Origin of the sequence: Streptomyces sp. FH025 (assembly GCF_017427025.1) — a bacterium.
Lineage (GTDB): Bacteria > Actinomycetota > Actinomycetes > Streptomycetales > Streptomycetaceae > Kitasatospora.
Genome location: NZ_JAFLNG010000048.1, coordinates 1 through 22285 on the forward strand (window position 1 = coordinate 1; position 22285 = coordinate 22285).

Sequence of the window (22285 nt, forward strand, 5' to 3'; positions counted from 1 at the left end):
CTCGGCCGCCGAGCCGCGGCCCGCCGCCGCCCGCCCACTGGCCGGCCTTCGCGTCCTGCTCACCAACGACGACTCCATGCGGGCCGCCAAGGCGTCGAACTCCGACGGCCTCGGGCTGTACGAACTGCGCCGCGCGCTGTGCGCCGCCGGAGCGGACGTGGTGGTGATGGCCCCCTGGCAGGTGCGCTCCGGCGCGGGCACCGCGGTCAGCAACGACGGTGTCCTCACCCTGGGCCGCCGTACCGACCTGCCCGCCGACTACGGGGGCGACTGCGCGGGCACGCCGTCCGGCTCCCCGGTCTACGGGGTCTGCCTGACCGCCGGCCCCTGCGGCCCGGACAGCCCGAGCGCCACGCCCGCCGACACCGTGAAACTCGCCCTGCGGGCCGCCCTCGCCACCAGGACCGGCTGGACGGACGGGCCCGACCTGGTGGTCACCGGCATCAACTCCGGCCCCAACGTCAGCGCCCAGGTCAACGACTCCGGAACGGTCGGCGCCGCCCTGGCCGCCGTGGAGGAAGGCGTTCCGGCGCTCGCCTTCTCCTCGGCCGGAGACGACAGCGGGGTGTTCTTCCCACTCGCCGACTACCGGGCCACCGCCGACTTCGGCGCTCGCCTGATCGCCGGGCTCCGCGCCCGCGGCCTGCTCGGCACGGAGTTCGCGCTCAAGATCGACTACCCCGACGTCACCGCCGCGGGCCCCGCCAAGGCCGCCCGCTGGACCAGGGTCGGCCACGGGCGCGAGGTCTGGCACGCCTACGAGCCCGCCGGCACCGACAGCTTCGCCATCACGCTCGGCGAGTGCGAGCACCGGCCCGGCGACGCCTGCACCGAGACCGTCCCGGACGCCGACGCCACCGCCCTGCTGCGGGACGGGCACGTCTCGGTCACCCCCGTCACGGCCGACCGCACCTACGGCGTCCGGACGGCCGACCCCCAGGAGCTCAACCGGCTCCGCCACTACATCGAGCACGACGCACCACGCTCGTGACGCCCACTGGAGAGCACCGCATGACCAGCACAGGACCGCAGGACCACCCGGTCGTCCCCACCACCCGGGGCCCGGTGCGCGGCGAGCGCCGCGCCGACGGCAGCACCCGCTTCCTCGGCATCCCGTACGCCCAGCCGCCCGTCGGCGAGCTGCGGTTCGCCGCGCCGGTGGCGCCCCGGCCGTGGACCGAAGCGCTCGACGCCACCGCCTACGGGCCCACCGCGCAGCGCCGCCCCTTCGCCGAGGTCACCACCATCCCGGAGCCGACGATCCCGGGCGAGTCCGTCCTCAACCTCAACGTGTTCACCCCCGACCTCGCCCCGGCGGCCGGCCTGCCCGTCCTGGTCTGGATCCACGGCGGCGGCTTCGTCGCCGGCTGCTCGGCCAGCCCCTGGTACGACGGCGCCGCCTTCAACCGGGACGGCGTGATCGTGGTCTCCATCGGCTACCGGCTCGGCATCGAGGGCTTCCTGCACCTGCCGGACGCCCCGGACAACCGCGGGGTCCGGGACTGGATCGCCGCGCTGGAGTGGGTCCGCGACAACATCGCCTCCTTCGGCGGAGACCCGGCCAAGGTCACCGTCGCCGGACAGTCCGCGGGCGGCGGCGCCGTCCAGACCCTGCTCGCCACCCCGTCCGCCCGGGCACTGTTCCGTGCCGCGATCTCGGTCTCCGGCGCGGTGATGCGCCCCCAGGACCGCGCGACCGCCGAAGCCGTCGGCCGCACCCTCACCGCCCGCACCGGCGTGCCCGCCACCGCGGCCGCCCTGCGCGTCCTGACCGACGAACGCCTGCTCGACCTCCAGGACGCGCTCAGCGAGGCCGGCCCGGACGGCGACACCCTGCCCATGCTCTCCCTCGCCCCCTTCGCGGACGGCGAGTTGATACCACTGCCGGTGCCCGAGGCGCTGCCCGACGCGGAGGTGCCGCTGCTGCTCGGCTTCACCGCGCACGAGTTCGCCGCCCCCGACGGGGACGGCGGCGCCGAGCCGGAGGACGAACTGCGTGGCCTGCTCGGCGCCCTGGGCCTGGACGAGCGGGGCGCGGCGCGCTTCCTCGCCGAGCACCCGGGCGCGAACGGCGGCGACGCCATCACCGACTGGCTCTTCCGCGCCCCCGCCCTGGCCCTCACCGACGCCCGCGCCGAGCGCCGACGGCCCACCTGGCTCTACCAGTTCGACTGGACCGGCACCGCCCCCGGCCGCACCGGCCAGGCCTACCACTGCATCGACCTGCCCTTCGCCTTCGACCTGCTCGACGCCGAAGGCGTCGAGGCGGCGCTCGGCGCGGAGCCGCCGCAGTCACTGGCCGACGCCGTCCACGGAGCCTGGGTCTCCTTCATCCGCGACCTCGACCCCGGCGCCACCTGGCCGCCCTACCGCCAGGGTCGCGCCACCATGCGCTGGACCGTCGAACCCCGCGTGGACCACGACCCGCTGCGCACCGTCCGGGACATCTGGCTCGCCTGACGCGGGGGACGGGGGAAGCGCACGTGCGGCCCGCTGCCGTTCCGGGGCCGCACGTGCACGCTCGTGCGGCCCCGGCTCACCGGAAGGGACGCGCAGGGAGACCACGTCGCCGCTCCGCGCCCGATCACTGTCCTCCCGAGGACCGCCGGAGGCGGCCGAGGCGAGGGGAGGCCCGGAGCCCGGGCGCCGGAACGTCAGGGGGCGAGGTGTGCAGCATCCGGAACTGCTGGTTGCCGTAGATCCAACCCGAGCAGTCGGACACGTTGAAGTTGGAACCGTCGGCCAGCCCCTCGTTCGGGTCGTTCGGGTTCTGCTTCCAGATGCCCAGGCAGGAGTTCTCGTTCGACCGGTTGCGGAAGATGAAGACCTCGCTGTCGTTCTCGTAGTGACACAGTTTCCACTGCTGGTTGTAGCCGCCGGTGTCGGGGTTCTGGACCACCTGGCTCCAGGCGCTGACCAGGCTCCTCTCCACGAGCTGTCCGTAACGGACCGACCCGCCGGGGGCAGTTGCGGTCAGGGGCCGTTCGGAGCCCGGGGCGCCGTCGACGGCTCCTGGTGCGTCCGGTCGACCTGATCGTCAAGGCGGTGGAGGCCCACACCGACGTCGTTCGGGTGGTTCTGTACGTCGAACGGTAGCCCGGGGCAGGGCGTGGAGAGGTGGGGATCGGCGCGGAGTTGCCGAGCCGGGGCTCGCGCTCGTCGGCCCTCGCGCCGGTCAGGCCGTGCAGGGTGCACAGCAGGTGGAGGAGCGGGCTCCGGAAGTACGTAGAGTGCGGCGGGAGAGGGAGTCCGGGTCAGGCGTCACAGCCGGCCTTCGGACTCCCTCGCTTCATCTCATGCGTGCCAGCAAATCCCTTGGCATCAATCGTCTAGTCGGACCGGAAGTTCACACGTGAGGCCTCAGACCAGCGACATGCGCCCGACCGCCGAACCACGCCGGATGGCTGACCGTGGCAGAACCGGCTACTGCGCGTCGATCGCGCCGGCCACCGTGCACGCACTCACCGTGCCCCGCCCCGACCAGCACGACCACAGCGTTCTGCGGGCCGCGCTCGCGGCCGCCACCGAGGACACCCTCGTCTACGATCTGGACGGCATCGGCCGTCAGTACGCCGCGCTGTGTGCCGAACTGCCCGGTGTGGCGGTGCGGTTCGCGATGAAGGCCTGCCCGGTGGGCGAGGTGCTCGCCCACCTCGCCCGGCTCGGTTCGGGCTTCGACGCGGCCGGCCCGCAGGAGGTCGCCCAGGCGCTGAGCACCGGTGTGGCCCCCGAGTTGATCCACTACGGCAACACCGTCAAGTCCGACCGCAACATCGCCGAGGCCTACCGGCTGGGCGTGCGGGACTTCGCCACTGACAGTCTGGAGGACGTCGCGGCGATCGCCGAACACGCCCCCGGTTCACGGGTGTTCTGCCGCCTCGCGACCACCGGCGAGGGCGCGCTGTGGGGCCTGAGCCACAAGTTCGGCTGCTCGCCCGAGGACGCGGTTCGGGTGCTCGACGCCGCCCGCGCCGCCGGGCTGGTGCCGTCCGGGCTGTCGGTGCACGTCGGCTCGCAGCAGATGACCGCCGAGGCGTGGGGGGCGGCGATCGACTCGCTGGCGGCCGTCCTGGAGGCGCTCAACTGGCGCGGCATCACTCCGGAGCGGATCAACCTCGGCGGCGGCCTGCCCGCCCTGGGCGTCCTCGACCGGCGCGGACGCCCGCTGGAGCCGCCGCTGGACAAGATGTTCGCGGTGATCCGCGAGGGCATGGAACGGCTGCGCGCGGTCAACGCCGCGCCGCTGGAGTTCCTGCTGGAGCCCGGGCGGCACCTGGTCGCCGACCACGGGGCGATCCGCGCCCATGTTGCCCGGCTCACCTCCCGCCACCGCCTCGATGGCACCGGCGAGGACTGGCTGTACCTGAGCTGCGGCAAGTTCAACGGCCTGTACGAGATGGACCAGTTGCAGTACCGGTTGGAGTTCCCGACCCACCCGGGCGGTCAGTTCGTCAACGCCGTGGTGGCCGGTCCGACCTGTGACAGCGACGACGCGTACGCGCAGGAGGGCGGCCGGGTGCGGGTCCCGCGCGCGATCGCCTCCGGTGACCCGGTCTGGATCCACTCCTGCGGCGCGTACGCCACCGCCTACGCGACCCGCGGGTTCAACGGCTTCGCGCCGCTGCCGTACACCTGCGTCGGCGGCGGCCCGGACGGAGGCGACTCATGACCGACACCAGGATCCGGCTGCTCCGGGAGGAGGACTGGGACGCCGTGGTCGCGCTGGAGGAGCGCGCCTACGCCGCCAGCGGCCTCTCCGAGGGCCGCGAGGCGCTGCGCTCCCGGCACCGGGCCTCGCCCTCGACCTGCTTCGTGCTGGAGCACGAGGGCCGCTTCGGCGGCTACCTGCTCGCCCTGCCGTACCCGCTGTTCCGCTGCCCGGACCTCAGCCTGGCCGAGGAAGGCGCGGTGGAGGAGAGCCACCGGGGGAGCAATCTGCACACCCACGACGTGGTGATCACCGAGACGTTGCGCGGCCGGGGCATCGCCCCACGGATGATGCGTCACCTGCACGGCACCGCGCTGGCGGCCGGCTACCGGACGGCCTCGCTGGTCGCCGTCCTCGGCGCACAGGCCGTGTGGGCCCCGCTGGGCTACCGCACTCGCTCCGAGATCGGGCTGCCCGCGAGTTACGGCGCCGATGCGGTCTACATGGCGAAGCCGCTGGAACCCGCTGCCACCGATCCGACCCCTGAGTCCTCACGCAGAGCCGAAGTGGGCTGATGCGGACATCCCTCGTACCCGACAGGGTTCCGCAGCGTCCAACCGGCCATCGGTGGGCCGCTCCCGGCTCCTCACGCTCGACGGCGACGCCGCCTGCCCCGCTCCCTCACCTCGGACGACGCCACGCCGGCGTCCACCTGGGTCGCGGGCGTGGCGTCGCCGGGGAGGCGGCGGAGTGGAACCGGTGCTCGTCAGTAGCGCCAGCGGACGGCCTCGAGGACCTCCGCATCCGTGTGCATCGCGAACAGCTCCGCCTCCGCCCGACGGACGGCCAGCACGTTCTCGTACAGTTCGGGGCCGAGCGCCTGCCGCAGCACGTCGGACTTCTCGTACGCGTCGATCGCCTCCGGCAGGCTCGCCGGGAGGCGCTCGGCGTCGCCGAGGGCGGCGGGGTCGCTCGTGGTCTCGGGCGGGAGGGGCAGGCCGGCGTCCAGGCCGGCGAGTCCGGCGGCCAGCACGCCGCCGATCGCCAGGTACGGGTTGGCCGCGGCGTCGAAGCACTTCAGCTCGGCGTTGGCCTGCCGGGCCGTGGAGCCGGCGATCAGGCGTAGCGCCGCCTCACGGTTCTCCAGGCCCCAGCAGCGGTAGGCCCCGGCGAAGTGGGAGGGGACCAGCCGCAGGTAGGAGGCGACGCCGGGCGCGCCGAGGGTGAGCAGGGCGGGCAGTTCGGCCAGCACGCCCGCGAGGAACCGCTCGGCCTCGGGGAACAGCCCGTGGCGGCCGGGGCCGCCGTGCCCGAGGTTCAGGCCCTCTCGCCAGAGGCTGAGGTGCAGGTGGCCGCCGTTGCCGATCGAGCCTTCGGTGAAGACGGGCGCGAACGAGGCCCGCAGGCCGTGTCCGACGGAGACGGCCCGGATGGTGTGGCGCACCAGCATCGCGGTGTCGGCCGCCTCGACCGGTCCCTCGGCGGCGACCGAGACCTCGAACTGCCCGGCGGCGTACTCGGGGTGAACCTGGAGCACGGCCAGCCCCTGGGCGGTGAGGGCGCGCAGTACGTCCCGCAGGTAGCCGGAGCGCTCGATGAAGCGGGTCATCCCGTACGCGGGCCCGGTCGTCGCGGGGGCCCCGGCGGCGTCGGCCACCACCCACTCGATCTCGATCCCGGCGCGCACCGAGAACCCGTGCCGTTCGAGGGCCTCGGTGGCCCGGCGGGCGAAGTGGCGCTGGCAGCCGGGGTGCGGGGTGCCGTCCTGGGTGTAGCGGTCGGCCGGGGCCCAGGCCCAGCCGGGCTGGGCGGCGAGCGGGGTGAGCCGGTCGAGGTCGGGGACGAGCCGCAGGTCGCCGACCGGGCCGGTGCCCGAAGGCGCGGTGGCGAAGGAGTCGTCCACCAGGGAGAGGTCGAAACAGGGCACGGCGCCGACACCGTACTCGGCGGCGTGTTCGAGCTGGGCGAGCGGGACGGACTTCACCCGGGTGAGCCCGGCGTTGTCGACCCAGCCGAACACCACCCCGTCGATTCCGTCGGCGGCGAGCTGGGCTTCGGCCGCGCGGGCCCGGGCGGCCCGTTCGGCTGGGGGATGCGTGGTGGTCATGCCGCCCATGCTCGCGTCGGCGGCGATCGGTGCGCGGGGGATCGGCGGGGAGTTCACCCGTCCGTGAACGGCCGGGTCCGCGGGTGACACCGGAGGGCTGCGGTGACTCCCGGTCCCCGATCGGGCGCGGTGCGTTCTCGGGCGACGGCGGGGAGGAAGGCCTGGCGTCGGCGCGGACGGAGGAGGGAACAACACGGGGAGGGATCGGTTTTCGACTGCCGTTGCGGAGGTTCGATGCGACGGGACGGACGGATGGCGAACTCCCTGCTCGCAGCGCTGAGCCGGGACTGGCTGGGAGTGCCGGTCGCGCTGGTGGTGGCAGGAGCGGGCGTCGGCCTCGTCGCGGTGGGGGCGGCCTGGGCGGTGGCACTCGGCGGCCTGGCGATGGCTGTCGGTGCGCTGTCGGCGGCGGGAGCCGTTCGGCACCTGGTCCTGGTGACCCGCGAGGAACGGGACAATCCGCCACCGGGGCAACTGGTCGACGTGGGTGGTCACCGGATGCACGTCCTCGCCGAGGGGGAGGCCGGGGGTGGGCCGACAGTGGTCTGGATGCCCGGCGGGCACGCCCCCGGTCAGGAGTTCCGGGAGCTGCACACGATGCTGTCGACCCGGGCCAGGTCGGTGCTGGTCGACCGACTTGGGACGGGCTGGAGCGACGTCGGGCCCTTCCCCCGGACGACGGCGGTCGAGGCGGAGGAACTGCCGGCGGCGCTGGAGGCGGCGGGGGAACGGGCACCCTTCGTGTTCGTCGGCCACTCCTTCGGCGGGTTGCTGGTCGCGAACGTGGCCAGGCGCCGACCGGACCTGGTGGCCGGCCTCGTGCTGCTGGATCCGACGCCCCTGGAAGTCATCGCCTTCGCACCGCCCGACGGGCGGCTCGCGGCGATGCGTCGTGGCCTCCTGCTGACGGCGGTGCGGCAGCTGTTCGGTGCGCAGCGGGGCACCGGCGGCCGGACCGGGCGGGGCTGCGCCGCCGCGTCGATCTTCACGGAGCTGTCGCCGTCCGGGCTGGCGAGGGTGGGCTGGGACACCGTGGTGTACGACGGGGATCTCGGAGACCTCCCGCTGGTGCTGGTGATACCACGGGACCTCATCGGCGGCGAGGCGGTTCTGGCCGACGCCCGGGACGCGGTCGAGGCCGAGCGGATCAGCCGCTTCTACCTCCGCAGCAGGGTTCGCTACCTGGCGGCGTCGACGGCGTCGAGGCTGGTGCACACGCCGGAGGGGACGGGCCACGACTTCCCGCGAGAGGCGCCCGAGTTCGTGGTCGGCGTGGTCGGGGACCTCGTGCGCGAGCTGCGCGCGGTCAGCCCATGACCGTCCGCGCGGAGTCCGCCCGGACGGGGCGCCGGCGGGAGAAGGCCCCCAGGTCGACCACGTTGCCGGTGTGGTCGCAGCGGTAGCGGACCGGGTCGCCGTCGTGGTCGTGGCCGGCCTCGACGCGGTCGATCAGGGTGGCGAGGAAGCGGCCCACCAGCGGGGCGTTCTTGAACTGGTTGCCGCTGGTGCCCATCGCGACGTAGTAGCCGTCGAGGGCGGTGCGGTCGTAGATCGGCGTCCAGTCGTCGGCGACGTCGTACACGCCCGCCACGCCGAGGGGCCGGTTGGGGACCCGGATCGCCGGGAACCGGCGCGCCGCCCGGGTCACCTGGGTGCGGAAGCGCCGGGCGGTGGGGCGGGGATCGGCCTCGTCCGGATCGTCGATCCACTCGTGCGGGTCGCAGTCCGGCTCGGTCCCGCCGACCAGGAGGTGCCCGCCGGGGGCCGTGCGGAGGTAGGTGCCGAGGTCGAGGTCGGCGACCACGGGGCCGCCGGCACGGTCCTCGGGTGCGGTGACCTGGTGGACCTCCTCGCGCAGCGGACGCACACCGATCGTGAAGTCGCCCCCGACCCCCGCCAGCCGGTTGAGGCCGCCCGACCACGGGCCGGCGGCGTTGACCACGACCGGTGCGGCGATCCGCGCGCCGTCGGCCAGGCGGACGCCCGTCACCCGCTCCGCGTGCCGGTCGACGGCCACCACGGTGTGGTGGAGGAGGAGACGGGCGCCCAGCTCGGCCGCGGCGTCGGCGAGGTTCTGGGCGGCGAGCTGAGGGTCGTCGACGTACCCGGCGTCCGGGGTGAACAGGGCGCCGAGCTCGCCGGACGGGTCGGCGAAGAAGGCGTCGTCGTCCACCGGCTTCGGCGGCCAGTACCGCCCGGGATCGATCCCGGGCAGGCGCCCGCGCAGCGTCGGGGCGTCCCACCGTTCGTACGGGACGCCGGCGCGCTCGAACAGGGCGGCGGTCTCGGACGGTGCGACCGCGGGGGAGTCGAGCAGCACGGCACCGGTGCGGCGGAAGGCGGCTAGCGGGCGGCGGCCGGTCAGCCGCAGGTGGTCGGGCCAGGACGTCCAGAGGTGCTGCGCCTCCCAGGCCGTGGCGACGCCCGCGAAGGTGGAGTAGTTGAAGCGGATGATCGCACTGGAGGCGCTGGTGGAACCGTGGCCGACGGCGCCGGCCTTGTCCACGACGACCACCTGCCGCCCGGCGCGCGAGAGTTCGAGGGCGACGGCCGCGCCGATCACCCCGGCTCCGACGACCACGGCGTCCGGTCGAACGACGGTCATGACGGCCCCTCCTCGGGCGGTGGCGTGCGCAGGCTCGGCACGGCGGCGAGCAGCGTCCGGGTGTACGGGTGCCGCGGGGTGTGCAGGAGGGCCTCGGTGGGGGCGGTCTCGACGATCCGGCCGTGCCGCATGACCGCCACCACGTCGGAGACGTGGCAGACCGCCGGCAGGTTGTGGCCGATGAACAGCATGGACAGCCCGAGCCGCCGCTGGAGTTGTCGGATCGTGTTGAGGACGGAGGCCTGCACCGAGACGTCGAGCGCCGAGGTGATCTCGTCGGCGATCAGCAGGCCGGGTTCGACGGCCAGGGAGCGGGCGATGGCGACCCGCTGGCGCTGCCCGCCGGACAGCCGGCGCGGCAGGCGGTCGGCGAGCCGGGGGTCCAGGCCGACGAGGCCGAGCAGTTCGGTGACGCGCTCGGTGCGGGCGGGCCGGTCGAGCCGGCGGAAGACGGTGGCCGCTTCGACGAGCGTCTGGCGGACCGTCATCCGCGGGTCGAGCGCCGTGTCCGGGTCCTGGAGGACGACCTGGACCAGGCGGCCGAGCCGGCGACGGTCGCGGACGGTGCGGGTGCGGGCCTCCCGGCCGTCGAGCAGGACCCGGCCGGCGTGCACGGGGGTGAGGCCGACGATCGCGCGGGCCAGGCTCGACTTGCCGGACCCGGACTCGCCCACGAGACCGAGCGTGGTACCGGACGGGACCTCCAGCGAGACGCCGTCCACGGCGGTGACCGGGCCGCGCGGGCCGGGGTGGCGGACGACGAGGCCGGTCACCTGAAGGCCGGTCATGACGCGGTCACCGTCTCCGGGTCCGCCGCCACCGGTACCGGGTACCAGCACGCGACCCGGTGGTCGGCGTCGAGGTTCTCCAACGGCGGGGTCTGCTCGGCGCAGTGGTCCCGGCGGCGCGGGCAGCGGGGCTCGAACGGGCACCCCGGTGCGGGTGCGAGCGGGTCGGGCGGTGCGCCTTCGACGGTCGGCAGCGGCCGGTCGCGGTCCGCGGTCAGGTCCGGAACCGAGGCGACCAGGGCCCGGGTGTAGGGGTGCCGGGCGCCGTCGGCGAGGCGGTCGGCGGGCAGGGCCTCGACGACGGTGCCGGCGTACATCACCAGGACGCGGTCGCAGAACTCCCCGACGAGCGCGACGTCGTGGCTGATGAACAGGATGGCGGCGCGGGTGTCCCGCCGGATCTCGGACAGCAGGTGGGTGATCTGCCGCTGCACGGTGACGTCGAGCGCGGTGGTCGGCTCGTCGGCGATGATCAGGCCCGGTCGCACCATCAGCCCCGAGGCGATCATCACGCGCTGGCGCTGGCCACCGGACAGCTGGTGGGGGCGGGAGCGCAGCAGCGCCGGAGCGAGTGCGACCCGGCGCAGCGCGTCGGCGGCTTCCGAAGCGGCCTGGGCGCGGCTCGCGCCCCGGTGGGCCCGGACGGTCTCGGTGAGCTGGGTGGCGATCCGCAGGGACGGGTTGAGCGCCGAGGCAGGGTTCTGGAAGATCACCGCCAGGCCCGTCGCGAGGTGCCGGTCCCGTTCCTTCGGAGTCAGGCCGGCGAGGTCGGCCCCGAGCAGGCGCAGGGTGCGCCGGGACACCCGGGCGTTGTACGGGAGCAGATCGGCGATGGCGAGTGCGGTGAGCGACTTGCCCGAACCCGACTCGCCGACGAGTCCGACGATCTCGCCCGGTCGCAGGGCGAGGCCCACTCCGCGCACCGCCCGGATCACGCCGTCAGGAGTGGGGAGTTCGACGTGGAGGTCCTCGACCTGGAGCACCAGGCCGTCCTCGGCGGGGCCGCTGGGGGCGGTCGTCGGTGCCGGCGTGCGCGGCGCCGGGGTGCGCCGGGCGGCGCTCCCGGCCAGGACCTCGCCGAGCAGCTGGAACGTCAGGGCCGCGTAGAGGATGGCCAGACCGGGTGCGAGTGCGGGCAGGGGCTCGGCGTAGACGCGGTCGAGTCCCTGGTTGAGCAGCTGCCCCCAGTCGTAGCCGGGCGGTTGGACGCCCAGGCCGAGGAAGCTCAGCCCGGAGAGGGCGACCAGGGCGGTGCCGGCCGCGGTGGTGGTGCTCAGGAGCAGCGGCTCGGCGATGTTGGGCAGGACGTGCCGCCACAGCAGCCGGTGGCGGCGCAGGCCGAGGACCCGCGCCGCGGCCAGGTGGTCGGTGCCCGCCACGCCGGCGGCGAGGGTCTGGGTGAGGCGGGCGAATCCGGGGACGCCCGCGGCCGCGAGGGCCAGCATCGCCCCGACGGCGCCCGCGCCGAACACGACCGCGAGGAACATCGCGACCAGGAGCGCCGGGAAGGCGAGCAGGAGGTTGATCAGCCCGGCGGTCAGCCGGCGGGCGCGTCGGCCGAGCACGGCGGTGGAGGCCCCGAGGAGGATCCCCGCGGTCGCGCCGAGCAGGACGGCCGCGAGCGCGAGCAGCAGGGAGGGCCGGGTGGCCGTCAGGACCCGGGCGAGCACGTCCCGGCCGAGGTTGTCGGTACCGAACGGGTGCGCGGCGGTGGGGCCCTGGAGCACCGCCGAGGGGTCCGGACGGTCGGCCGCGGAGCCCCAGACCAGCGGGCCGACCAGTGCGAGCACGACGAGCGAGGCCAGCATGACGGCGGTGGCCCAGGCCATGGGGGAGCGCCGGAGGCCGGGTGGAAGGCTCATGGTCACATTTCCCTGATCGCCGAACGGGGGTCGAGCACGGCCAGCAGCACGTCGACCAGGAGGCCGGCGAGCAGCACGGTGGTACCCAGCACCAGCACCATCGCCTGGACCACCGGGTAGTCCTGGGCGACCACGGACTGCGCCATGGCGGAGCCGATGCCGGGCCAGGCGAAGACCTTCTCGACCAGTACGGTGCCGGCGATCAGGGCGGGCAGCAGGCTCCCGGCGACGGTGAGTGCGGCGGTGGCCGTGTTCGGTGCCGCGTGCTGCAGGTAGTACCGCGCGGGGGACAACCGTTTGCTCCGGGCGGTGCGCATGTAGTCCTCGTCCAGCACCTTCAGCGCCTCCACCCGGACGATGCGCACCAGGACGGCGGTGGGCGCGAGGGAGAGGGCGAGGACCGGCAGGACGAAGGACTCGACGCCTGCCGCGCCGGCCACCGGAAGGAGCTGGAGGCCGACGGCCAGCAGCGCGGTGAGCCCGGCGGCCAGGACGAAGTCCGGCACCCCGGCCAGGCCGGCGGTGACGGCGGTGAATGCCACCTCGGTGCGCGGGCGGCGGCCGTCGCGGGTGCGGACGGCCGCGAGCAGGCCGCCGGGCAGGGCAACGGCGAGGGTGACCAGGAAGGCGAGCCCGGCGATCTCCAGGGTGGCCGGCAGCCGGGTGCGGACCAGCTCCGCGACCGGTGTCCCGGTGGTCAGCGAGGTGCCGAGGTCGCCGTGCAGGAGGCCGCCGAGGTAGTGCCGGTACTGGGACGGGAAGGGCGCGTCCAGCCCGAGGGCGTGCCGGCGGGCGGCCACCAGGGCGGGGGCGGCGTCGACGCCGAGCGCGGCGCGGACGGGGTCGCCGGGGACGAGACGGATCATCGCGAACGACGCGGTGAGCACGACCCCGAGGGAGAGCAGCAGCCGGACGGTGCGGCGGCCGAGGAACACCGTCCAGGGGTGCCGCAGCAGTTGGGGTACGGACACGGTGGGCCCCCGGTCACTGGTGGAGGCGGATGCTGGTGGGGACGAGCTGGCCGCCGAAGGTGGTGGCGAAGGTGGTGCGGTAGCCGTACACGCCGCTCCGGCCGTCGGCGATCGGCAGGGCGTCGGCCGCGCGGAAGAGCGCGGCGGCGGCCCGGTTCCAGGTACCGCAGCCCGTCGTGTCGGGCTCCCGGAGGGCCTGGGCGACCAGGGCGTCGTACTCGGGGTTGGTCACGCCCGCGAAGTTGAGGCCCTGGGCGGGGGTGGGGCCGGAGAAGAAGGGGATGAAGCCGACCGGCAGGGCGAAGCCCGGCGAGGTGCCGACCACCACGTCGAAGTCGGCGCTCCGGTACATGGCGTTGACGAGGGCGGGCAGGCTCTCGGTGACCAGCTCGACGTCCGCGCCGAGCGCCGTCCACTCCCGGGCCATCAGCTCGGCCACGGAGGACAGGGTCGGGCCGAGGTCGGGGCTGGTGATCAGGCGGAGCCGGAGCTCCCGGCCGTCCTTGGTCAGCGGGCCGCCGGGGGAGCGGGTCCAGCCGGCCTCGCGCAGGGCCTCGGTGGCGTTCCGCGAGGGCAGGTTGGCGTCGGCGAGGTCGGCGTGGCAGACGGCACCCTGGGCGCCGAAGTCGGTGGCGGGGCGGCCGCTGCCGCCGACGGCGACGTTGGCGAGCCCTCGGCGGTCCAGGGCGGAGACCAGGGCGCGGCGCAGCGCCGGGTCGGAGAGTGCCCGGCCGGGGCGCTGGTTGAAGAAGGTCAGCCCGACCACGGTCGCCACGTCGGCGGTGGCCAGGCCGTGGCCGGTGAGCCGGGCGCGGTCGGGCCCGTTCACGTCGGCGATCTCGATGCCCCCGGTGAGCAGCAGGTTCGCCGCGGTGGAGGCCTGGGGCACGACCGAGATGACGATGTGTGCGGGGAGGCCGGGCTCCGCGGTGGTAGCCCCGGCGGGCCCCCAGGAGTATCCGTCGCGGATGGTGAACTCGTAGGGCCCGCCGGGGGTGTAGCGGGTCAGCACGTAGGGGCCGGTGCCCTGGCTGGTGCGCTCCAGCGACCGGGGGCGGTCGAGTCCGGCGGGGCAGACGATCGGCAGCAGGCCGATGGTGCGGGTGAGGAAGGGGAAGGGGGCCGCGGTGGTCGCCGACACCGTGCCGGTCCCGTCGTCGGCGCTCGCGGTGAACGGCACGTTCGGCAGGACGGTCTGGGCGCCGGCGAGCTGGTTGGCCGGGTCGCCCGCGTGGGTGAGCGCTCGGGCCACCGCCGAGGCGGTGAGCGGAGTGCCGTCGGAGCAGGTGACGTCCGGGCGGAGGGCGAAGGTGGCGGTGGTGGCCGTGGCCTGCCAGGAGGAGGCCAGACCGGTGACCAGGGTGCCGTCGGGGGCGAGGTTGACCAGGGAGTCGTAGGCGTAGCGGGCCTGGGAGGCGCCGAAGGTGGAGTACGGGTCGAAGCTCGGGGTCTCACTGGCCGCCGCGATCCGGACGGTCCCGCGGTCCACCAGGGGGGTGGTCGTCGAGGACCTGGCCGCGCCGCCGCAGCCGCTCAGCGCGACGGCCGCGGCGGTCATGGCGGCCGCGAGGGCGACCGGCAGGGGGCGACGGAACATGGCGTCATGGTGTCATCGGGGATGGGCGATGACGAGTCAACTGGCGTGCGGAAAAGGTGTGTTCGATTGGGATGACCCGCCTCTCGCCCCGGCCGGGAGCGGTGGGCGCCGGGCGCGGGAGGGCGGTGGCGGTGATCCTGATTCACTCTTTCGGGGGGTGTTGTGGTCCGTACGTCGCCGGCCGGGTGGCCTGGCCGTCCGTCATCGCCACACTGTGTCGACATGACGACGAACGAACCGGGTCGCGAGGTCGGTCACCTGGCGGACCGCTACTGGGAGTTCCTGGTGGAGCGGGAGCCGCTGCTGCGGGTCCGTCAGGGGCTCCCGGTCGACACGCTGCCGGGGGCGTCGCTCGCCGAGGCCGAGGAGCGGGAGCGGTTCGCGGCGGGTGTGCTGTCCCGGGTCCGGGCGCTCGACGACACGGAGCTGTCCGGTGCGGATGCCGACACCGCGGCCGTCCTCGTGGCGCTGGCGGAACAGGAGCTGCGGGCCCACCGGTGGTACTGGCTGACGCCCGCCGCCACGCCGTACCGGCTCTTCCCGCTGTCGCTGTATGTCGACGCGGTCCTTCGCCCCTTCCGTTTCGCCGAACGGGCCGACAGCGAACGCTATGTGGAACTGGTGCGCGAGCTCGCGCGAGTGGTCGGCTCGATCGGTGACAAGGTGGTCGGACAGGCCTCGCGCGGTTTCCGGGTGCCGGCACCGGCCCTGGCCGGAGTGCGGGCCACCGTCGAGGGCCTGCGCTCCTCCGCCGTGCGCCGGGTCACGGTGGCGGACGACCGGCTCGGTGGGTTGGGGCCGGCCGAACGCGGACGCCTGCGGGACGGTGTGCGGAGACTGGTGGAGAGCGAATTGGCACCGTCCTTCGACCGGCTGCTCGGGTGCGTCGACGACCCGGCGTATCCGGGAGAGGCGCCGCAGGACGTCGGGTGGGCGCGCTACGAGGGCGGCGAGGAGGCGTACCGGGACTTCGTCCGGACCCATACCGGGGGCGACACGGAACCCGAGCGGCTGCACGAGCTGGGCCTCGACCAGTGCCGCGAACTCGCCGAGCGGATGCGGGAGGTGCGCGCGGCCCTCGGCTTCCACGGGCCCGAGGCCGAGTTCCACGAACGGCTCCGGACCGAGCCCCGGTTGTACGCCCGGACGCCCGAGGAGGTCGAGGCCCGCTTCCGCGGCCACCTCGACCGGCTGGCTCCGCTGCTGCCGCGGTGGTTCGCCACCCTGCCGGCCGCACCGTACGGGCTGGCCCGGTTGGACCCGGCGCTGGAGCCGGGGATGACCTTCGGGTACTACGAGGCTCCGACCGCGGCCGGCGCGGTCGGGCGCTACCGCTACAACGGCTCGGACCTGGACCGGCGCTCCCTGATCGGCTCGGCCTCCCTGATCTACCACGAGCTGGCGCCCGGGCACCACTTCCACCTCGCCCGGCAGGCGGAGAACGCGTCCCTGCCGCGGTTGCGCCGCGAGGCGGCGGACTTCGGCGCGTTCAACGAGGGCTGGGCCGAGTACGCGGCGGGGCTCGGCTGGGAGATGGGCCTCTACGAGGACCCCTGGGACGCGTACGGGCGCCTCGCCCAGGAGCGGTTCACCGCGCAGCGGCTCGTCGTCGACACCGGGCTCAACCTCGGGACGATGGACCTGGCGCAGGCGCGGGACTTCATGCGCGCCAACTCCACCGAGGAGGACGGGCAGATCGCCTCGGACCTGTTGCGGTACTCGACGGACCTGCCGGGGCAGGCGCTCTCCTACCGCGCGGGCTACCTGGAGTTCGTCCGGCTGCGGGCGGAGGCCGAGGCCGGCCGGGGTGTCGGGTTCGACGTGCGGGCCTTCCACGAGGCGGTGCTGGGGGGAGGCGCGCTGCCGTTCTCCGCCCTGCGCCGTCGGGTGGTGAGGGAACTCGACGATCGCCGTTGATTGCCAAATGTGACGATCGACCTAATTAATTGGTGTGCATACCGTAATTCGTTGCGGCTGATGGTCCGGAATGCACTCGCACGAGTGAATCCCTTTGGGAATGGTTGGTTTTGGCAAGCTCGACTCGACTACGGTGACGGAAGATCGGGCGGTGGACCCATCGGCGAGGAATTCGGTTCGGCGGGAAATCCGCGACGGAGCCGGTCGTCCCGCGAGAGGGGTGTTTCCGTCCGTCCTGCTGTGCGCGCTCCGGAGTCCGAAGCGCCCGGGGTCCCCTGTCATCCGTCTGCGTAGAGAGGTTGGAACACCATGCCGCCCGTAGTTCCGCCGTTCCTGATCGGTCTCGTCGTCGCGCCACTGGCCAAGCGCCTCCTCAAGCCACTGGTGCGCGGCGTCGTCAAGACGTCCGTCGGCCTCGTCATGGAGGTGAAGAAGGCCGCGCACGAGGCCAGCGAGAACATCCACGACCTCGCGGCCGAGGTGGCCGCCGACATGGTGGCGGCGCAGGCCGTCTCCGGCGACGGCCAGCGCGCCGCCGAGAACGTGGCCCCGATCGAGGAGAGGACCGAGGCGACCGACCTGGGCGAGGCCGAGGCGAGGGCCCCGAAGATCCGTGCGACCGCCGGTGCCGGAAAGTCGAACTGACGCACCGGCACGCCCTGACCCGCCGCCTGGACGCACACCGCGACCGAGCTCGCGACCTGTGTCCACGCGGTGGTCGGCCGTGGGCGTTCCGGCCGCATGGCCCGCCCCTTCAGAATTCCCACTCCGTCGCAGTGCTCCGTCGTGCCCGATGACGGATCACCCGTGACCTCCGCAAACAGGTGATCGTACACATGCCATCTCTGCTGGGTGCCGCAGCCGGAATCCGCTCCGTGGATCTGGACGCGAGCCCGCGCTCGGTCATTCCGGGCCGCCAGCGCTGGGACGTCAAGCTGGTTCTCGGACGGCCACGCACGGCCGAAGTCCTCGCCGCGGCCCTGCGCCGCGTCCCCGGGATCACCGAGGCGCAGGCGAACCCGATCACCGGTGGGGTCCTCGTCCGGCACGAACCGCAGCTGCGTGCCGCGGATGTCGGCCGGATCATGCGCGGGGCGGTGGCCCGGGTCGCGGCGGGTCCGGTCAGGACCGGACCTCCGGCGGCGGCCCGGCCCACCGCCGGACCGGGGACGCCGCCGGACCGCGCTCCCGTCCTGAGCCCCGTCCTCGCCGTGGGCAGCGGGGTGGCGGCCGGCATCGCACTGATCCGCGGGTCGGCGCTGAGCAGGCAGCTGGTGGCACTCGGCGGGGTCGCGGCCGCGACCGCGGCCGTCGTCCGGAAGGCCTGGCGCAGGACGGCCGGGACGACCCGGGACCTGTCCGGGACCGGAGCCGCACGCCACCCCCTGCTGGAGATCGTCGGACCGCACCGGAAGCGGCTCCACCGCGCCACCGCGCTCTCGGTGGCCTGCCAGGTCTCGGAGATGGCACTGGGCACCTTCCTCGGCTGGACGGGACTGGTGCTCATCAAGGGCGAGGCCGCACCGCTCGTCAGCCTCGGCCTGACCACCGCGTCCGCCCAACTGTGGGGACTGGCCGGGCTGGTGGCGGCCGCCTGCGCCGCCGTGGCCGGCCTGTCGTACGCCTCGAACCTCCAGTGGCGCAGGCTCGGCCAGGACATCGAGCACGACTGGCGCAGCCGGACGTACACCCACGTGCAGCACCTCGAACTGCGGCACCTGGAGGGCGAGCGGACCAGCCGGGTCGCCGGTGCGCTCACCGAGGACGTCGGTCAGTTGGGCACGTTCTTCGCCACCTCGGCCAACGACGTGCTGCACCTGGGGACCAGCCTGGCCATCCTGGTACCGGTGTTCCTGCTGATGGCGCCGCAGATCGCCTGGATCGCCTTCCTGCCCATCCCCGTCATCGCCTGGCTGTCGCTCCACTACCAGGACAAGGTCGCGGCCGACTACGCCGTCTCCGGCGAGAACCGGGCCAGGCTGCACAGCCAGCTGGTCAACACGCTGGAGGCCGGTGCCACCGTCAAGAGCTTCTGCACCGAGGACTACGAGGCCGAACGCATCGACGGCTTGAGCGAGGCGGTCCAGGAGAGCAACCAGCAGACCGCCCGGAGCACGATCCGCCACGCCGAGACCGTCCGGGCCTGCACGACCGCCTCCATGGCCGGAACCCTGCTGGTCGGCGGCCGCTCGGTGCTCAACGGCACGCTGCGCTTCGAAGTGTTCAGCCCGCTGATCGGTCTGCCCCAGATGGTGCTGTTCCGGATGAACCGGCTCGGCGGCATCGTCGACCAGTACCAGCGCACCCTCGCCGCCTACGACAGGGTCCGGCGACTGCGGGCCCTGCCCGTCGAGACCGAGGGCGCCGGAGGACCGCTCGACGTCGAGGCGGTGAAGGGCGAGATCGTCCTCGACCGGGTGACCTTCGCCTACCCGGATCGGCCGCCGGCGCTCGACGACCTCTCGCTGACCATCCCCGCCGGGCAGGTCACCGCCCTCGTCGGCGCCACCGGCTCCGGCAAGACGACGGTCGCCAAGCTGTTGATGCGGTTCCAGGACGCGGGATCCGGCAGCGTGCTGCTCGACGGGCGGGACGTGCGCGACCTGCCCCGGCACGATCTGCGCCACGCGATCGGGTTCGTCGCCCAGGACCCGTTCCTCTTCGACGGCAGCATCGCCGACAACATCCGCTACGGCAGCTTCGGGGCCTCGGACGAGGCCGTGGTCTCGGCGGCCACGATGGCCGAGGCGCACACCTTCGTCTCGGCGCTGCCGGACGGTTACGACACGGTGATCGGCGAACGCGGCGCCGCGCTCTCGGGCGGCCAGCGGCAGCGGATCGCCCTGGCGCGGGCGATCCTCAAGGACGCGCCGGTCGTCATCCTCGACGAGGCCACCTCCGCCGTGGACAACGAGACGGAGGCCGCCATCCAGCGCACGCTCCGCGGCTTCGCGGCCGACCGGACGATGGTCATCATCGCCCACCGGCTCTCCACCGTCCGCCACGCCGACCGGATCTACGTCATGGACAAGGGCGGCATCGTCGCCGAACAGGGCACCCACGACGAACTCCTCGCCCGGCACGGACTCTACGCATCCCTCTGGCAGCTCCAGGCCGGCGAAATCGCCGCCTGACCGCAGAAAGCCGCCCCGCCCGCCGACCGCGTGACGCCACCGCGGTCGGCGTGGCCCGGCGCGTCCTGCGCGCCTGCCCGCCCACACTTCCGGAGGTACCCCCATGTCCCGTCGCGACGGCGACGTCCTTCCCCTGACCGCGGCCCAGCGGGAGATCTGGCTCGCCGAGCAGCGCTCCCGTACACCGATCCCCGGCTACCGCGTCGGTGAGTGCCTGGAGATCCACGGGCCGGTCGATCCGGAGCTCTTCGAGACCGCGCTGCGCCGGGTGGTCGACGAGGTCGACGCCCTGCACGTGACCTTCGTCGACGACGGCGAGGGCCCGCGCCAGATCCTCCGCGAGACCTGGGACTGGGCACCGGCACACCTGGACCTCAGCGGGGAGCCCGCACCCCGTGCGGCGGCCATGGAGTGGATGGAACGGGACCTGATGCGCCCGCTGGACCTCGCGCGCGACCCGCTGTTCGGGCACGCGCTGGTCAAGCTGTCGCCGACCGAGTTCCTCTGGTACCTGAACTACCACCACGTGGTGCTGGACGCGATCAGCAGCTCCATGGTCCGCCAGCGGGTCGGCGAGGTGTACTCGGCGCTGGCCGAGGGCGGCGCCGTGCCGCCCTGCCCGTTCGGCTCGCTACGGGACCTGGTCGACAGCGACGCCGCCTACCGCTCGTCCGCCCACTTCACCGCCGACCGCTCCTACTGGACCGAGCGCTTCGCCGACCTGCCCGCCCCGACCCGGCTCACCGACACCTCCGCCACCGATCCGCACCGCGCCCTGCGTCTGGCCGAGGAGCGGGAACTGCGGAGCCCGGAGGCGCTGCGGGCGGCGGCGGGCAGGACCGGTGTCCGCTGGTCCCGCCTGGTGATCGCGGCGGCGGCGCTCTACGCCCACCGGCTGAGCGGATCCCAGGACGTGGTGCTCGCCCTCCCCGTCACCGCCCGTCGGGGCTCCGACCGCGACCTGATGTCAGTGCCCGGCACGATGTCCAACGTGGTGCCGCTGCGGTTGACCGTGCGACCGGACACGCCGTGGCGCGACCTCGTCTCCCAGGTCGCACGGGAGGTCGAGGCGGCCGTCGCGCACGAGCGCTACCGCAGTGAGGACCTGCTGCGGGACCTCGGCGCGCCCGGCAGCATCGGCACGGCGTTCCCACTGATCGTCAACATCATGGCCTTCAACGCCAGGCCCACCTTCGCCGGGCACCCCGCCTCCGTGCACCACTTCGTGTCCGGGTCGACCACCGACCTCGCCGTCTGGGTGTTCGACTACCGCGACGGCAACCCCCCGCTCCTCAGGCTGCACGGCGCGCCCGAGGCGTACGGCGACGACGACCTCGCCGCGCACCGGCAGAGGCTGCTCGCCCTGCTCGACGCCGTCGCGGACTGCGACCCCGACGAGGCGGTGGGCCGGATCGACCTGCTCACGGCCGAGGAGCAGCGCGAGCTGACGGCCCTCGGCACCGGGCAGGTGGCGGCGGCTCCGGCCACGAGCCTGCCGGAGCTGTTCCGGGAGCACGTCCGGGCGACTCCGGACCTCGTCGCGCTGGTGTGCGGCGACGTCTCGCTGACGTACGCGGAGCTGGACGCGCGGGCGAACCGGCTGGCGCACGCCCTGATCGCCCGGGGCGCGGGGCCGGAGCGGCTGGTGGCGGTGGCGCTTCCGCGCTCGGCGGAGCTGGTGGTGGCGATCCTCGCGGTGCTGAAGACCGGCGCGGCGTACGTCCCGGTCGACCCCGAGTACCCGGCCGCCCGGATCGCCTACCTGCTCGACGACGCCCGGCCGACCCTGGTGGTGACCGACTCCGGCAGCGTGGACCGTCTGCCCGACGGCGGTCCGGTCGACCGGCTGGTGCTCGACGCCCCGGAGTCGGCCGCCCTGGTGGCGGCCTGCCCGGCGGCCGACCCGACGGTGGTCGTCGATCCGAGCCACCCGGCGTACGTCATCTACACCTCCGGCTCCACCGGTCGGCCCAAGGGCGTGCTGCCGACCCACGGCGGCCTGCTCAACCTGCTCACCGACCTCCGGCAGGTGCACCTCCCGCCGGTGGCCGACGGACGGCGGCTGCGGATCGCCCTGACCACGTCGGTGTCGTTCGACGCGTCGTGGAACCAGCTGCTCGCCCTGTTCGCGGGGCACGAGCTGCACGTCCTGGACCACGCGACCTGGACCGACCCGGAGGCGTTCGTCGACCACGCCGCGCGCCGTGGGCTGGACTTCATCGAGGCCACTCCGTCCTACCTCCAGGTGCTGGTCGCCCATGGACTGCTGAGCGATCCGCACCGGCGCCCGGCGCTGGTCGCGGCGGGCGGCGAGGCCGTCCCGGAGCGGTTGTGGGCGGACCTGCGGGCGGCCGACGGGGTGTCCTGCCGCAACTTCTACGGACCGTCCGAGTGCACCGTCAACTCGGTGGTCGCGTCGATGGGGTCGAGCCCGCGCCCGGTCATCGGCGGGCCGGTGACCAACGCGCGGCTGTACGTGCTCGACGGCGCCCTGCGGCCGCTGCCGGCCGGTGTGCCGGGCGAGCTGTACATCGCGGGCCCGGGCCTGGCCCGGGGCTACCTGAACCGGCCGGGTCTGACCGCCGGGCGGTTCGTGGCCGACCCGTACGGTCCGGCGGGCGCGAGGATGTACCGCACCGGCGACCTGGTGCGCTGG

The 22285-nt window shown here is 74.1% G+C and carries 16 protein-coding genes; 9 read left to right on the forward strand and 7 right to left on the reverse strand.

Translation table 11 applies throughout. From position 1 onward, the window contains the following. Positions 1-991: 5'/3'-nucleotidase SurE (gene surE, locus J0670_RS05895; RefSeq protein ID WP_207810312.1), on the forward strand; the 991-nt coding region annotated here is incomplete at its 5' end. 20 nt (positions 992-1011) lie between these two features. Next, positions 1012-2460 carry a carboxylesterase/lipase family protein gene (locus J0670_RS05900; protein WP_207810314.1) on the forward strand — a complete coding sequence of 483 codons (1449 nt, stop codon included), beginning with the start codon at positions 1012-1014 and terminating at the stop codon, positions 2458-2460. A gap of 124 nt (positions 2461-2584) precedes the next feature. Here the strand turns inward: J0670_RS05900 and J0670_RS05905 are convergent, their stop codons facing one another. Next, positions 2585-2932: an RICIN domain-containing protein gene (locus J0670_RS05905; RefSeq protein WP_207810315.1), complete on the reverse strand. Its 348-nt coding sequence runs from the start codon at positions 2930-2932 to the stop codon at positions 2585-2587. Positions 2933-3400: 468 nt separating this feature from the next. Here J0670_RS05905 and J0670_RS05910 point away from each other — a divergent pair, with 468 nt between their 5' ends. Further along, the gene (locus J0670_RS05910) at positions 3401-4669 is read left to right on the forward strand and encodes a type III PLP-dependent enzyme (RefSeq protein WP_207810317.1); all 1269 of its coding nucleotides are present in this window, start codon (positions 3401-3403) and stop codon (positions 4667-4669) included. Next, positions 4666-5223 (forward strand): GNAT family N-acetyltransferase, encoded by a 558-nt coding sequence (locus tag J0670_RS05915; protein ID WP_207810319.1) that lies wholly within the window; start codon positions 4666-4668, stop codon positions 5221-5223. The genes J0670_RS05910 and J0670_RS05915 overlap by 4 nt, the downstream gene beginning before the upstream one ends. Positions 5224-5414: 191 nt before the next feature. Here J0670_RS05915 and J0670_RS05920 read toward each other — a convergent pair whose 3' ends face one another. Continuing rightward, positions 5415-6755, reverse strand: a complete 1341-nt coding sequence (locus J0670_RS05920) for a glutamine synthetase family protein (protein ID WP_207810321.1) — start codon at positions 6753-6755, stop codon at positions 5415-5417. A gap of 252 nt (positions 6756-7007) precedes the next feature. Here J0670_RS05920 and J0670_RS05925 point away from each other — a divergent pair, with 252 nt between their 5' ends. Next, positions 7008-8072, forward strand: coding sequence for an alpha/beta fold hydrolase (locus J0670_RS05925; RefSeq protein WP_207810323.1), 1065 nt, complete (start codon positions 7008-7010; stop codon positions 8070-8072). Here J0670_RS05925 and J0670_RS05930 read toward each other — a convergent pair. The 5 genes from J0670_RS05930 to J0670_RS05950 are packed head-to-tail and all read right to left on the reverse strand — an operon-like array spanning position 8062 to position 14578. Then, positions 8062-9360 carry an FAD-binding oxidoreductase gene (locus tag J0670_RS05930; protein ID WP_207810325.1) on the reverse strand — a complete coding sequence of 433 codons (1299 nt, stop codon included), beginning with the start codon at positions 9358-9360 and terminating at the stop codon, positions 8062-8064. The genes J0670_RS05925 and J0670_RS05930 overlap by 11 nt on opposite strands. Beyond that, positions 9357-10148, reverse strand: a complete 792-nt coding sequence (locus J0670_RS05935) for an ABC transporter ATP-binding protein (protein WP_207810326.1) — start codon at positions 10146-10148, stop codon at positions 9357-9359. Before J0670_RS05935 ends, J0670_RS05930 begins: the two co-directional genes overlap by 4 nt. Then, complete coding sequence (locus J0670_RS05940) at positions 10145-12010, reverse strand: dipeptide/oligopeptide/nickel ABC transporter permease/ATP-binding protein (RefSeq protein WP_243436586.1); 1866 nt, start codon at positions 12008-12010, stop codon at positions 10145-10147. Before J0670_RS05940 ends, J0670_RS05935 begins: the two co-directional genes overlap by 4 nt. A 2-nt stretch (positions 12011-12012) precedes the next feature. Beyond that, positions 12013-12981 (reverse strand): ABC transporter permease, encoded by a 969-nt coding sequence (locus J0670_RS05945; RefSeq protein ID WP_207810327.1) that lies wholly within the window; start codon positions 12979-12981, stop codon positions 12013-12015. A 13-nt stretch (positions 12982-12994) separates the two neighbouring features. Continuing rightward, positions 12995-14578 carry an ABC transporter substrate-binding protein gene (locus tag J0670_RS05950; RefSeq protein WP_207810328.1) on the reverse strand — a complete coding sequence of 528 codons (1584 nt, stop codon included), beginning with the start codon at positions 14576-14578 and terminating at the stop codon, positions 12995-12997. Positions 14579-14800: 222 nt separating this feature from the next. On the opposite strand from J0670_RS05950, the gene J0670_RS05955 reads away from it, so the two are divergent. The 4 genes from J0670_RS05955 to J0670_RS05970 form a co-directional block, all read left to right on the forward strand. Beyond that, positions 14801-16495: a DUF885 family protein gene (locus J0670_RS05955; protein WP_207810329.1), complete on the forward strand. Its 1695-nt coding sequence runs from the start codon at positions 14801-14803 to the stop codon at positions 16493-16495. A gap of 309 nt (positions 16496-16804) precedes the next feature. Continuing rightward, positions 16805-17140 carry a DUF5132 domain-containing protein gene (locus tag J0670_RS05960; RefSeq protein WP_207810330.1) on the forward strand — a complete coding sequence of 112 codons (336 nt, stop codon included), beginning with the start codon at positions 16805-16807 and terminating at the stop codon, positions 17138-17140. 191 nt (positions 17141-17331) lie between these two features. Continuing rightward, on the forward strand, positions 17332-19629 hold the full coding sequence (locus J0670_RS05965; RefSeq protein WP_243436587.1) for an ABC transporter ATP-binding protein/permease: 2298 nt from the start codon (positions 17332-17334) through the stop codon (positions 19627-19629). Positions 19630-19732: 103 nt separating this feature from the next. After that, positions 19733-22285: amino acid adenylation domain-containing protein (locus J0670_RS05970; protein WP_207810331.1), on the forward strand; the 2553-nt coding region annotated here is incomplete at its 3' end.